Source organism: Lactobacillus sp. M0393 (assembly GCF_016102025.1).
Classification (GTDB): Bacteria; Bacillota; Bacilli; order Lactobacillales; family Lactobacillaceae; genus Lactobacillus; species Lactobacillus melliventris.
The window spans coordinates 128,640-142,775 of sequence record NZ_JACFPK010000006.1; the positions used below are offsets into that span (position 1 = coordinate 128,640).

The window sequence follows — 14,136 nt, forward strand, 5'->3', positions numbered from 1 at the left end:
GTTTTATTAGTTCAAATTTGTGAAAAAATAATGGTAAAATAAAATTGAATGTGAATACCTAACTGAGCTATTCTCAAGAAGATTAGTTCAGTTATTAAAGATCATTTTCAATATTTTAAAAAATAGAATAAAAGGAATGTTTTAATTGCAGCGAGCTCTTGTATTTGGTGCTACAGGTGGCATTGGTCAAGCTATTTGTGTTGAATTGGCTAATGCTGGTTGGTCTCTTTACATTCATTGCAGTCAAAATTGGCGAAAAGCTTATTCTTTGGCTCAAGGAATGAGTCAAAAATATCCTCAGCAGGATTTTATTCCCATCAAATTAGATTTTCTGGCTGAAAATAATGATTTAAAAGAATTTGTTAATAATTTACTGCCAGTTAACGCGGTGGTATTTGCCCAGGGAATTACCGATTATAATTTTGTTAGTAGTCAAGATACGGCCAAAATTGATGAGATTATGCGCATAAACTTGATTACCCCAATTAAGTTGACAGGACTATTTGAACCTCATTTGATAAAAAATGATTATAGTCGTATTGTTTATTTAGGATCAGTTTACGGTGGTTCAGGTAGTGCTATGGAAGCGGCATACAGTTCTTCCAAATCAGGTCTTGAAGGGTTTGCACAAGCATATGCCCGCGAAGTTGCTTCAGCTAACCTGACGGTTAATGTTGTTGCACCCGGTGCTGTCAATACAGCAATGAATTCCGTGCTTGGCCCTGAAACGATGGAAGAAGTTAAGGGTGAAATACCTGTTGGTCGTTTAGCAGAGGGTAAGGACATTTCTTATTGGGTTAAAACTTTACTTGACGTTCAGTCTGGGTATCTAACTGGTCAGACCATTTATGTTAGTGGCGGCTGGCTTATTTAAATGTAATAATTATATGTAGTATATGTTATACTCAAAGAGTAAATTTAGAATTTGAAGAGGTAACTATGGCAGATATCGGAGATAAATTACGCAGTGCCAGAGAGGCTAAGGGACTTTCAATTGAAGACATTGAAAAAACAACCAAGATTCAAGGTAGATATCTGACTGCAATCGAGCAAAACGATTTTGAAAAACTTCCTGGTGATTTTTACGTTAGAGCCTTCATTAGACAATATGCACAGATAGTTGGTTTAGATGGCAAAAAGTTGCTAAGTGAATACCACGAAGACATACCTAAAGCCGAACCTGAAGAATTTGTCGAAGACTCGATTGACAATAAAAGTGAGGAAGTACGTAAAACTACCAGTAATAAGAAAAAGATTTGGCAGGATTACCTGCCACGAATCATTGTCGGTTTGGGGATAGTTGCAGTAATTTTGGTATGCTACGTTGTATTTGCTCATTTTTCTTCTAGTCGCAACGAAAATAACAACGAAGCTAATGATGTTTCTGTTTCTTCGGATAGTGGTAAACGACACCGCAAAGTTAAGAAAGTTAAAAAGAAGAGAGTCAAGATTAAGGAACTGGCTGCGAATCAGTTTCAGATTACCGGCCTTAAAAATAACCGCAATTTAGTTGTTAGAGCCGGTGATCAAGCAACTACAGTTTCTATTGCAATGAATGGCGTAACTCAAAGTGGACAGACTTTAACAGCTGGTCAAAAGCATACTTTAAGAATTCCAGAAACTGCTCAATCTGTCGTCGTTACATTTAGCAACGCTCTAGGAACATCAGTAACAATTGGTGGCAGAAAAGTACCATATACAGCTCAAAATTCGAATCTTTCTTTAACCTTTTATATTGGCAAACATCGGAATACTCAAAATACTCAAAGCAACCAACCACATCAAAGTCAAAATAATTCCGGAACTACGAATAATAATTCAGGACAGAGTAATTCGAACCAGCAAAATCAAGAACATAGCCAAACCAATAATTCTAATGGTAATAATGGTGCAAGTTCAAGTACAAATAATGGTCAACAAAATACTCAAAATAATCAAAATTCCCAGAACAATGGTCAATCAAATCATGATAACAATCAATCAAATAACACTGAGCACAGTAATGATTCTGGCCATTCTGGAGGTACTTCCTCCGGTGGAAATGATGATAAAAAATAGTAATTATTTTTGGAGGAAAAGTTAAGAATGAATTTGCCTAATAAGTTAACGGTTTTTAGAATATTATTGATTCCGGTTTTCATGTTAATTGTTATTTTTGGTGGTGATGCCAGTTTTAAAGTTGCTGGTACTACTGTTTATTGGAGATTGGTAATAGCTGCGATTGTATTTGCAGTTGCTTCTGCAACTGATTGGTTTGATGGTCATATTGCCAGATCACGCAACTTGGTTACAAATTTTGGAAAGTTTGCGGACCCTTTGGCTGACAAAATGCTTACTATGACTGCGTTTATAATGTTAATTTCTTTAAAACTTGCTCCAGCATGGGTTGTAGCAATAATTGTTTGTCGTGAATTGGCTGTAACTGGATTGCGTTTGATTTTGGCTGAGAATAAAGGGCAAGTTATGGCTGCAGCTATGCCTGGTAAAATCAAAACGACATGTCAAATGCTTTCAATTATCTTTTTGTTAATTGGTGACTTTTATCATATAGGCACTATCTTACTTTATATTGCACTGATTTTTACTATCTATTCTGGCTGGGATTATTTCCACAGTTCATGGGATGTTTTTGAAGGTTCAATGTAAATTAAAGAAAAATTTAGTTTTATTAAAAAGCACTGTAAGGTAGTGCTTTTTTTGTGCTTCTTTTTAATACAAAAAAGAGCATAAAATGGTCAATTGTTGATTATGCTTCATTTACTTGTTAGGATTAAATTAAGGAAATATTGAAAAGGAGGAAAATTTATGGGAGAAAAAATACCAATGGTTGAGTTCAAAGATGTATCCAAGATATATCCTAAAATGAAAAATCCGGCTGTTAACCATATCAGTTTTGAAATAGATAAAGGTGATTTTTGCTGCCTAATTGGCACCTCCGGTTCAGGAAAGACTACTTTGATGCGGATGATTAATCGCATGAACAGCGTAACTAAAGGCGAGGTGCTGGTTAACGGCAAAAACGTTAAAAGTTTTAATCCCGTCAACTTGAGACGTCATATTGGGTATGTTATTCAAAATAATGGTTTGATGCCTCATATGACTATTAGAGAAAACATTATTTTGGTACCCAAGCTATTAAAATGGCCTAAGGAAAAATTAGCTGGTGAAGCGCAAAAGCTAATTCAAATGGCTGAATTGCCGGAATCATATTTAGACAGGTATCCGACTGAGCTATCTGGCGGTCAACAACAAAGAATTGGAGTTGTACGCGCACTGGCAGCAAACCAAAATCTAATATTAATGGATGAGCCTTTTGGTGCATTAGATCCGATAACTCGTGAAAGTTTACAGAATTTGGTACAAAACTTACAAGTGCGATTAGGCAAAACAATTGTTTTTGTCACTCATGACATGGATGAGGCATTAAAGCTTGCAACTAAAGTAGTTGTTTTGCATGATGGGCAGTTGATTCAAGTAGGAACGCCTGAGGAAATTTTACATCATCCTGCAAATGACTATGTTAAAAGTTTGATCGGTGAAGAGCGCCTGTCCGAAGCAAAATATGAAACCGTAAAAGTTAAAAACGTGATGCTAACTAATCCGATTAAGATTGACTTGGGTGCTTCTTTATCTGATGCCTTAACCATGATGAAGGAAAACCGTGTTGATACCCTTTTAGTGGTTGATAACAGCGATCACCTGAAAGGCTATATTTCAATTGATGATTTGCAACGAAATTATTCTAAGGCAAGCAGCGTTAGTGATATCTTGATTACTAAAGTAAGCACAGTTGGTCCGGATGAATATTTGCGTGATAACTTTAGTCGTATTATGAGCCGTAACAAGAGTTATATTCCGGTAATTGATTCGGATAATAAATTAGTCGGTATAGTTACTCGTGCAAGTTTGGTTAATGTCGTTTATCAAAAAATATGGGGCGATAAGGGCCACACGCAAAATAATACGGGAAAAGAGGCGAACTAAAATGTCAGCCTTTTTTGCACAACATGGCTCAGAATTATTGGTAAAAACTTGGCAACAAATATATATTTCAGCTATTTCACTGGGCTTGGGAATTGTTGTAGCAGTTCCATTAAGTATCATATTAATGAAATTTCCGCGCGTGGCAAAAGTCGTGATTGCTATTGCCAGTATGTTGCAGACCATACCAGCTTTGGCTCTGCTTGCGATCATGATTCCATTTTTTGGTGTTGGTAAGCTGCCCGCAATTATTGCACTTTTTCTCTATAGTTTAATGCCCATTTTGCGGAATACATATGTTGGTCTGATGGGGGTAAACCCGGACACTATTGATTCTGCACGTGGCTTAGGTATGACTAATCTGCAATTAATTTTGAAAGTTGATATTCCTTTAGCAATGCCTGTAATCATGGCAGGAATAAGACTTTCTGCTATTTATGTTATTGCGTGGGCGACTCTAGCTTCTTATATAGGTGCTGGGGGCCTTGGCGACTTTATCTTTAATGGCCTTAGTTTATATCAGACTGATCTAATTTTTGGTGGTACCATTCCAGTCATCATATTGGCACTTCTAACTGATTATCTCTTGGGTAAGCTTGAACGTAAATTAACACCAAAAGGAATATAAGGAGGTATTCATCATGAAAAAGTATTTTAAAAAGATATTCCTGATGATAACAGCCTTGTTTATTATGTTAACTACTAGTGCTTGTGGCTTGCCTGGACTTTCTGATAGTCAAGGCAGTCAGGAAAATATTAGAATTACGGCACTAACAACTACTGAATCACAAATTATGGCTAATATTGTTGCCCAATTGATTGAACATGAAACTTCATACAAAACTTCAATTGTTAATAATTTGGGTTCTGCTCCTATGCAGCATCAGGCTCTAATTCGTCATGACGCCGATATTCAAGCTGCTGCTTATGATGGTGGTGAATTAACTGCAAATCTTTTATTGCCAGCTATTAAGGATTCCAAAAAGGCAAATGACACAGTCAGACGTGAAGTAAAAAAGAGATGGGATCAAACTTATTTGCATACATATGGCTTCGCTAATAATTATGCTTTTATGGTGAGAGCAAAAGACCAAAAGAAGTACCATCTGTATCAGATTTCTGATTTAAAGAAAGTTAAAGATAAATTTTCTTTCGGTGTAGCATCCGAATGGGTAAATGCTCCAGGCGTCGGTTATCCTGCTTTTCAAACAGCTTACGGATTAACCTTTTCTAAAGCACACCCAATGAATATCGGCTTAGTATATTCAGCACTGAAAAGCGGTAAGATGGATGTTATTCTAGGCTATTCTACTGATGGCCGAATTGATAGCTACAATTTGCACCTGTTGAAGGATGATAAGCATTTCTTTCCGCCATATAATTGTGGCATGCTAATTAATAACTATTTATTAAGAGAGCATCCTGAATTAAAGGCAATTCTGGAAAGATTAGTGGGTAATGTGAGTGTTCATGATATACGTAAAATGAACTTCCAAGTAGATGACAAGCTACTTGAACCCGCTACGGTTGCACGGCAATTTTTAGAAAAACATAATTACTTTAGGGGGGAGAAATAATGTCTCATTTATCTTTATGGCAGCAATTTATTTACTATTATGTCCATAATGGTAGTTATGTATTAGCACAATTTAACCGGACTTTTTTGATTTCAATCTATGGCGTTTTATTTGCAGCTATTATTGGTATACCGGTTGGAATTTTTATTTCGCGCAATGGACATTTAGGAGATTTTGTTGTAGAAATTGCGAACTTTATTCAAACGATTCCTTCGCTTGCCCTTTTGTCTATTGTAATGATTGGTTTGGGCCTAGGCGTTATGACCGTTATTGTCACCGTTACGCTTTATTCACTTTTGCCAATTATTAAGAATACATATACTGGTATGAGGAACGTTAATAAGAATGTCATTGATTCCGGAAAAGGAATGGGAATGACAAAGCTGCAACTACTTTATATGGTGAGATTACCGCTCTCAATGTCTGTTATTATAGCCGGCTTGAAAAACGCTTTGGTAATAGCAATTGGTATCACTTCAATTGGTTCGTTCGTTGGAGCAGGTGGCTTAGGAGACATAATTATTCGCGGCACCAATGCTACTAATGGCAGTGCGATTATACTAGCTGGTGCTCTTCCTACAGCATTGATGGCAATCTTGGCAGATATGATTTTGAATTTCTTGCAAAAAGTTTTGGAACCCAAAGGCCTTAAAAAATAAATTAAAAGTTTTTTGCATTTTTTTCGTATTTAATAATGTGAATAAAAATAATAAACATTTGTTCGCCTTTTTTCTTGCAAATATACACTAAAGCAAAGTATAATTATTACGTACTAAATTAAAGAAATTTTGATAGAGGAGGACAAGAGTCTTGGCCAAGGATGAAAAACAAGCTGCACTGGAAAATGCGCTTAAGAAAATTGAAAAGAATTTTGGTAAAGGCGCTGTTATGCGTATGGGTGATAAAGCTGACACCAAAATCTCGACCGTTCCCTCAGGTTCGCTTGCTCTTGATGCAGCTCTGGGAGTTGGCGGCTATCCCCGGGGTAGAATAATAGAAATTTACGGACCAGAATCTTCTGGTAAAACAACGGTTGCATTACATGCAGTGGCCGAAGTGCAAAAAAGAGGTGGTACAGCCGCTTATATCGATGCCGAAAATGCTATGGATCCGGCTTATGCGGAGGCATTAGGTGTTGATGTTGATTCACTTATTTTGTCTCAGCCAAATACTGGTGAAGAAGGTTTACAAATTGCTGATACGTTGATTACAAGTGGTGCAATTGATATTTTAGTTGTTGACTCTGTTGCAGCACTTGTGCCTCAAGCTGAAATTGACGGAGAAATGGGTGACAGTCATGTTGGTCTGCAAGCTCGTTTAATGAGTCAAGCTCTGCGTAAGCTTTCGGGTAACATTAATAAGACCAAAACTATTGCAATTTTTATCAATCAAATTCGTGAAAAAGTTGGAATTATGTTTGGTAATCCTGAAACTACTCCTGGTGGTCGGGCACTGAAGTTTTATGCCACTATTCGTTTGGAAATCAGAAGAGCGGAAAAGATCAAGCAAACCGGTGGAGAAATTACTGGTAACCGTGTAAAAATCAAGGTAGTTAAAAACAAAGTTGCACCGCCTTTTAAAGTTGCTGAAGTTGACATGATGTATGGCAAGGGTATTTCACAGAGTGGTGAACTGTTGGATATGGCGGCCGACAAAGACATTATAGCCAAGGCCGGCTCCTGGTATTCATATCACGATGAACGAATTGGTCAGGGCCGAGAAAATGCTAAGAAGTACCTTGAGGATCACCCTGATGTCTATGACGATGTCCAAAAGCAGGTTCGTCAAGCTTTCGGTATTGATGAAGAATCAGTTGCTGAAAGAGAAGATCCTGAAAAAATAAAAGCCAAGAGAGCCCAAAAGGCTGCTGATACAGAAAAGGAAGCTTCTGCTAAAAAAGAAGCAGACAGCAAAAGCTAATTACGAGGAAATAAACCTTGACCTGTGAAAATGGGTTAAGGTTTTTTCATGTCGTTTGACATAAGTCCCATCGTTCTTTATTATTAATATTGTGTGAATAATCTAAAAAAATAAAAAAGGCGATAGAAATCATGATAAGTAAATTTTTGATTCCCGTCGCGATAGCTATAATTTCAATTATTGTTGGCGTTGTTGTAGGATACTCTATTCGTAAAAGGATCTGGGAGAAAAGGGCTCAGAACGCTCAAAACGATGCCGACCATATTTTAACCGAAGCAAAAGCACGAGTTGACGCTGCTAAAGCTGAAGTCAATGCACAAAAGCAAGCAGCTGATGCTATTAAACAGAGTGCGCAAAACACTAAAAAAGAAAAAATTCTTGAAGCTCAAGAACAAATTCAAGACTATCGACAAAAAGTTGAAGATGAATTAAACGACAAACGTGACAAAATTGCACGCGATCAAAATCGCTTAACCCAACGAGAGGATACTCTTGATCATAAGAACTCTTTGCTAAAAGAAAAAGAGGATGATTTAACTAAAAAAGATGAACAGCTAGAGCAAAAGCAAACAGAATTAGCTGCTAAATTGCAAAAAGCTGATGAACTAGTTGAACAGACTACGCAGAAGCTATACGAAGTGGCCCATTTAGACAAAGAGCAGGCAAAAAAGCTTGTTTTAGATCAATTAGCAGATGAATTAGTTAAAGAACGGGCAGAGTTGATTAGTAATAGTAATCAAGAAGTAAAAGCTAAAGCTGACCATTATGCGCGCAAAATAATTATTGATGCAATTCAAAGTAGCTCGGCAGATACAGTAGCTGAAACAACAGTATCTGTAGTTGATTTGCCTAATGAGGAAATGAAGGGTCGAATTATTGGTCGTGAAGGACGTAATATCAGATCTTTTGAAGCTCTTACTGGAGTTGATCTTATAATTGATGACACTCCAAAAGTTGTAACTTTAAGTGGTTTTGATGCCATCAGGCGTGAAATTGCGAAAAGGGCAATGGAACGTTTGATTAAGGATGGACGCATTCATCCGGCTCGAATAGAGGAAACAGTTGATAAAGCCCGTAAAGAAGTAAACGATGATATTTACGAAGCTGGAGAAAGCGCTCTAATGGAGCTGGGAATTCATAAAATGAATCCAGAACTGGTTAAAATATTGGGTAGACTCAAATACCGGACATCTTATGGTCAAAATGTTTTGGGTCATTCAATTGAAGTTGCAAAATTAGCTGGTACAATGGCTGCAGAGCTTGGATTAAATGAAAAATTAGCCGTTCGCGCGGGATTATTACACGATATTGGAAAAGCAGTCGACCATGACATTGAAGGTTCACACGTAGAAATTGGTGTAGAACTGACAAGGAAGTATCATGAGCCGGATGTGGTTGTTAATGCAATTGCAGCACACCATGGGGATGTGCCTAAGTTATCATTTATTGCTGAATTGGTAGTTGCAGCAGATACCATTTCTTCTGCAAGACCTGGTGCCAGAAGCGAAAGTTTGGAAAATTATATCAGAAGACTTACTGACCTTGAGCAGATAGCAAATAGGTATGATGGAGTCAAACAGGCATATGCTATTCAGGCTGGACGAGAAGTCCGCGTAATGGTTGAACCTGACAAGATTTCAGATGATCGCATTACAGTTTTAGCACGCGACATTCGCAATCAAATTGAAAAAGAACTTGATTACCCGGGTAATATTAAAATAACAGTTATTCGTGAAAAACGTGCTGTATCAATTGCAAAGTAAATAAAAGGATTGAATGCAAAATTCAATCCTTTTTTGTTTTGTAATATATCTTCAAAATATGGCGCAAATTAACATAAAAAAGCGCAAAAAAGCACATTTTGATAAAATGAAAGGGTATACAATACGGATTGAATGGAGGAACCTGCTATGAATCTAAAAATAACAACTGAATTAAAAGATTTCCTACTAGAATTAGGTTACCCATTTAATTCAATTTCTGGTTTACTTGATTCTAGCGTAATGGACAAATATCTGAATGCAAAGTGGATTAAAAATTCTCATGTATTTGAAATGTTAGACAAAGAAGCAAATGATAAACAGCTGTTGAAGTGTAGTGATGTTCGTAATTTTTACCAATTTGTTCCTCCATATTTTGCAGCTTTGTCAAGCAAAAATGGCTTACAGGCAATTTCTCGCCTAGCAGCTTACCAGCAGCTTGTAGGTCCAATTGAAATGGGAACTTTTGAGGAAGGTGAAAAATTAAGAATTCATATTAAATATTTGGACAAATATCGTAAATTTTCACGTTTTAGCCTATTAGTAGATCAAATTTCTTTAGTAAGTCTGATTAGAGCAGGTACAAATAAATGTGTTATACCCGTATCTATTGGGAGCAAATATGAGTATGGATCAAGAATAAATAAATATTTAGGTATTGAAGCTCAAAATAGCTCAGACAATTATTTGGTGTTTAGAAAGTATGATTTGGAGCAGTCATTTGTAACCAAAAATGATGTAATGTGGAATTTCATGGAGCCTGGTTTGAAAAAGTACATAAAAGAATTAAATATAAATCCTCCAATTTCTTCAGTTGTACAAAACACTCTGTTTAAATTGATAGCCGGAGGTAATTTTCAGGTAAAAGACGTAGCAAATAAACTGGGTATTTCATCAAGAACATTACAAAGATGGCTGCAAAATGAAGGCACAACTTTTAAAAAACAGTTAAGTATTGTGCAGAAAATTTTGGCTCAAAATCTACTTCAAGACAGAACTTTAAATACTGCAGAAGTAAGTTTTCTAGTTGGCTTTAATAGTGTTTCTTCGTTCTATAAAGCCTTTAAGAAATGGACAGGAATGACTGTTAAAGAATATAGGCTTCAAGCAATATTAAAAACTAATAGTATAAATGCGGTAATTTAATTAGGAGGAAACAAAATGTTTTTAAAAGATAACGAATCATGGAATGCAACTTATGATGTTGTGGTAATCGGTTTTGGTGGAGCAGGTGCTACAGCAGCACGTTTCGCAGCAGATAAAGGAGCAAAAGTCCTTTTAGTAGATAGTGCACCAGAGGGACATGAAGGTGGTAATACCAGATACTGTGGACAGATTGTTGAGGCAGGTTATGATTATGAAAAGCTAAAAAAGTATTATCAAAAAATGACTGCTCCACTTGATTTAGATGAGCAGGTGCTAGAAACTTTTGTAAAAGGGATGGTCAATTTACCAGATTACTTCGAAAAGTATCTCGGTGGTAAAGCATTCAGCGTTAAAAATAACCCAGGTAACAAAAATGTTGCCATGTTGGCATACATGAGTGCTGAATATCCCGAATTTGAAGGTGCAGATACAAACGACGACTTGTTAGTGCATGATCAAATATTCGATGCTGCTCTTTGGAAGAAATTGCGCCAGAATGTTTTAGATCGCAGCGACAAGATTGATGTGCTTTATTCAACGCCAGCAAAGCATTTAATTCAGGATACTGATAAGACAATAATAGGTGTACAGATTGAAAATAAAGGCAAGTTGTTCAACGTCCATGCAAAAAATGGTGTAGTTTTAGCACTTGGTGGATTTGAAAATAACGAACAAATGGTGCAGGATTATTTAGGTGAAACTAATTTATTACCATACGGTACGCTTTATAACAATGGCGATGGCATCAAAATGGCTATAGAAGTTGGTGCAGATTTGTGGCACATGAATAATTATGAACCAGGTGGAACTGTTAATTTAGCTGCTCCCAAAGGCCAAAGAGCTCATAACATTATGGCCTGGAAAGCATTATTTGCCGGTTCACTGATCACAGTTGGCGATGATGGTACACGTTATGTAGCAGAAGACGATCCAACCCGTCATGGTCATCGCTATAATCATGGTATTTGGAGAATCCCTTTAGCCCAAGTGCATCCTCATATGATTTTTGATCAGAATAAATACGATGAACTATTCTCAGCTGAGAATGATGAATTTCAAAAGGAAGCTTTAAGCAAAGTGGTTAAGTCAGAAACTATCGCTGACTTAGCTCAAGAAATAAAAGTTGATCCGGCAGTTTTAGAAAATACTTTGAACACGTATAATTTCTTCGTTGATCGTGGAGTTGATTACCAATGTGGACGTAAGCCAGAGTCAATGACCAAAATTTCACTTACGGGTCCATTTTATTCGTTAGCTCAACAACACACCATGTTAAACACCCAGGGTGGCCCACGCCGAAATAAAAATGCTGAAGTATTAGATACAGATCAGAAAGTTTTGCCACACTTATATGCTGCTGGTGAACTGGGTCATATAGGTGCAAATCAATATAATGGCGGGGGTGACATGGCTGACTGCTTAATATTTGGTAAGATAGCTGGAGAAAATGCCGCCAAAATTAAAGATGATCAAGTTGTTTCAGGTGCCAGTGTTAGTGAAAATAATGCTGATACTGCATTTCCTGAATCAGATGTTAAAGAAGAAAGCTATTCAACTGCTGAAAATCAATACATTGGTAAATCTTCAAGTGGCATGGGCAATGAAATCGTAGTGCGAGTAACAGTTGACAGTGATAAGCGTCCAAGCAATATTGAAGTTTTAAAAGAAAGCGAATCACCTGACTACGGTGAAAAAGCAATTAAGGAAATGAAAACAGAAATGCTAGCTAAGAAAACAGCTAACGTAGATGCTGTTTCTGGAGCTTCTGCATCAAGTCGCGCATTTAAAGAAGCTGTAGAATCTGCTTTGAAGCAGGCATAGATTTTAACGAAAGGATAAGAAATGGCAAATTTAAAAGATGGTATTTATCAGGGAAAAGGCTCTGGTAATCGTGGTGAAGTCAAGGTTTCGGTAAAAGTCAAAGACAATAAAATTACGGATATAACAATTGATCAACAAGATGAAACTTCTGGCATAAGCACTGCTGCTTTAAAAAAAGCACCGAAGCTAATTGTTGAGCATCAGTCATATAATATTGACGCAGTCACCGGAGCAACTATTAGTTTTCAAGCTGTACAAAAAGCAGTCAAAGATGCTGTTTCAAAAGCTGGCGATCCCAGTGGTCTTGATAAAAGAGTTGATCTTAGAAATACAGTGAAAAAGGATGATGGTAAGGACTACCGTAACGTCAATCCAGATGATTTGCAATTTGAAGATCATGCTGACGTGTTGGTAATTGGTGCTGGAGCCGCTGGACTTGCAGCTTCCATTACAGCAAGGCAAAAAAGTGCTTCCGTAATATGTTTGGAATATACATCAAGCTATATGCTATCTGATATGACTCTGTCTGGAGGTTATTACAATGCTGGTGGTGGTACTAGCTTGCAAAAAGCGCAAGGTATTAAAGACTCTAAAGACAATTGGAATAATTATTTGAAAGCAGTCGGTCAAGGATACGAAGATGCGGATATGCGTGAAACAATAGTAGAACATGCTGCTGAAGATTATGAATGGCTTGCTGGAGAAGTTGGGGTCAATTTCCAAGAAGTACAAGAAATTGGCAATGAAGAAGCAATGAAAGAATATGCGACTCCGGCAGCAAGGTCTCATTTAACTGTCGAAAAAAGTGGCTATGGTCTTTCAAAGCCACTTTACAATAAGGCAAAAGCAGTTGGCACAAAATTTATTTTTAATATTACAGCTGAGAACTTAATTACTGATGAGAAAAATAATGTAGTTGGTGTACATACTAATAAAGGTAACTACAAAGCTCAAAGCGTTGTTATTGCAACTGCAGGTTTTTCACGCAATAAAGAAATGCTTAAAAGCTTTGCACCAGATTTTGCTGTAGGGGAATCATATGGTTCTATTAGGCAAATGGGTGATGGTATCACAATGGGTGCTGAAATTGGCGCCAAGTTAAAAGATATGTGGATGCCAATAGCAAATTCTATTGGAACTCAATCAGGCGATAATGTTTGTATTGGGCCTTTGTGCACAGCTTGGACAAAACCTTATATTTGGGTTGGAACAGATGCTAAAAGACACTTTAGAGAAGATATGTATTTCGAATACGCTTCTAAGAAAATTGCTGACCTAGATCATGGTTTCGTGTGGCTGATTTTCGATGAAGGAATGGCAAATGAAATGCCAGCTGCCTTTTCTGCCCCAGCTCCTTCACCGCATTTAAAACGCGAAGTAGAAGATGGCTACTTTAAAAAAGCAGATACTATCGCGGAATTAGCAGAGCAAATTAATTTAAACCCTAATGTGTTAGAGAAAACAATTGCTAAATGGAATAATGATGTAAACAATGGTCAAGATACGGAATTTGGTCGCAAAAAAGATTTAACTGCTTTTAAGGCTCCATACTATGCCGCTAAACTTGCGCCATCAACACCGGATATGGCTGGAGGATTGTGCATCAATACTAAAGCAGAAGTTTTGGATAATTTTGATAGAAAAATTAGTAATCTCTTTGCTGCTGGTAGTACGACAGGCGGATGGCGAGGAATGACCTATCCAGGTTGCGGAATGGGCATTACAAACGCTATTGTTTTTGGCAGAATTGCCGGTGAAAGTGCTGCAAAGAATGCTCAAGTAAAAACTGATACTAATTCTGGTGCTTCACAGAATTAGTTTTTGGAGTTAAATATAATTAAAACTGGATACATTTGCATCCAGTTTTTTATTTGGAAATATTTATGATAATCAACCTAATTTGTGCATTTTTGCTCTACCCTGTATAATTA

The 14,136-nt window shown here is 37.0% G+C and carries 12 protein-coding genes; all 12 read left to right on the forward strand.

From position 1 onward, the window contains the following. Nucleotides 1-145 precede the first annotated feature (145 nt). The 12 genes from ymfI to H3R29_RS06640 all read left to right on the forward strand — a co-directional run bounded on the left by ymfI (nucleotide 146) and on the right by H3R29_RS06640 (nucleotide 14,023). A complete protein-coding gene (gene ymfI / locus H3R29_RS06585) occupies nucleotides 146-874 on the forward strand; it encodes an elongation factor P 5-aminopentanone reductase (RefSeq protein ID WP_046324590.1) in 729 nt (242 codons plus the stop codon). Nucleotides 875-939: 65 nt separating this feature from the next. Further along, nucleotides 940-2,058 (forward strand): RodZ family helix-turn-helix domain-containing protein, encoded by a 1,119-nt coding sequence (locus tag H3R29_RS06590; RefSeq protein ID WP_198202846.1) that lies wholly within the window; start codon nucleotides 940-942, stop codon nucleotides 2,056-2,058. Between the two features lie 27 nt (nucleotides 2,059-2,085). After that, complete coding sequence (gene pgsA / locus H3R29_RS06595; RefSeq protein ID WP_046324592.1) at nucleotides 2,086-2,646, forward strand: CDP-diacylglycerol--glycerol-3-phosphate 3-phosphatidyltransferase; 561 nt, start codon at nucleotides 2,086-2,088, stop codon at nucleotides 2,644-2,646. Between the two features lie 159 nt (nucleotides 2,647-2,805). After that, nucleotides 2,806-3,984, forward strand: a complete 1,179-nt coding sequence (locus tag H3R29_RS06600) for a betaine/proline/choline family ABC transporter ATP-binding protein (RefSeq protein ID WP_046324593.1) — start codon at nucleotides 2,806-2,808, stop codon at nucleotides 3,982-3,984. A gap of 1 nt (nucleotide 3,985) precedes the next feature. Further along, entirely contained in the window at nucleotides 3,986-4,609 is a 624-nt protein-coding gene (locus H3R29_RS06605; RefSeq protein WP_110445849.1) for an ABC transporter permease, read from the forward strand. Nucleotides 4,610-4,622: 13 nt separating this feature from the next. Continuing rightward, nucleotides 4,623-5,558 carry an osmoprotectant ABC transporter substrate-binding protein gene (locus H3R29_RS06610; RefSeq protein ID WP_046324595.1) on the forward strand — a complete coding sequence of 312 codons (936 nt, stop codon included), beginning with the start codon at nucleotides 4,623-4,625 and terminating at the stop codon, nucleotides 5,556-5,558. Next, complete coding sequence (locus H3R29_RS06615) at nucleotides 5,558-6,217, forward strand: ABC transporter permease (protein WP_198202847.1); 660 nt, start codon at nucleotides 5,558-5,560, stop codon at nucleotides 6,215-6,217. The genes H3R29_RS06610 and H3R29_RS06615 overlap by 1 nt, the downstream gene beginning before the upstream one ends. A 151-nt stretch (nucleotides 6,218-6,368) precedes the next feature. Continuing rightward, nucleotides 6,369-7,478 carry a recombinase RecA gene (gene recA / locus H3R29_RS06620; protein WP_198202848.1) on the forward strand — a complete coding sequence of 370 codons (1,110 nt, stop codon included), beginning with the start codon at nucleotides 6,369-6,371 and terminating at the stop codon, nucleotides 7,476-7,478. A gap of 131 nt (nucleotides 7,479-7,609) precedes the next feature. Next, nucleotides 7,610-9,241 carry a ribonuclease Y gene (rny, locus tag H3R29_RS06625; RefSeq protein WP_046324598.1) on the forward strand — a complete coding sequence of 544 codons (1,632 nt, stop codon included), beginning with the start codon at nucleotides 7,610-7,612 and terminating at the stop codon, nucleotides 9,239-9,241. Nucleotides 9,242-9,388: 147 nt separating this feature from the next. Beyond that, nucleotides 9,389-10,384 (forward strand): helix-turn-helix transcriptional regulator, encoded by a 996-nt coding sequence (locus H3R29_RS06630; RefSeq protein WP_198202849.1) that lies wholly within the window; start codon nucleotides 9,389-9,391, stop codon nucleotides 10,382-10,384. Between the two features lie 15 nt (nucleotides 10,385-10,399). Then, complete coding sequence (locus H3R29_RS06635; protein ID WP_198202850.1) at nucleotides 10,400-12,205, forward strand: FAD-dependent oxidoreductase; 1,806 nt, start codon at nucleotides 10,400-10,402, stop codon at nucleotides 12,203-12,205. A gap of 21 nt (nucleotides 12,206-12,226) precedes the next feature. After that, entirely contained in the window at nucleotides 12,227-14,023 is a 1,797-nt protein-coding gene (locus tag H3R29_RS06640) for an FAD-binding protein (protein ID WP_046324600.1), read from the forward strand. Nucleotides 14,024-14,136: the final 113 nt, after the last annotated feature.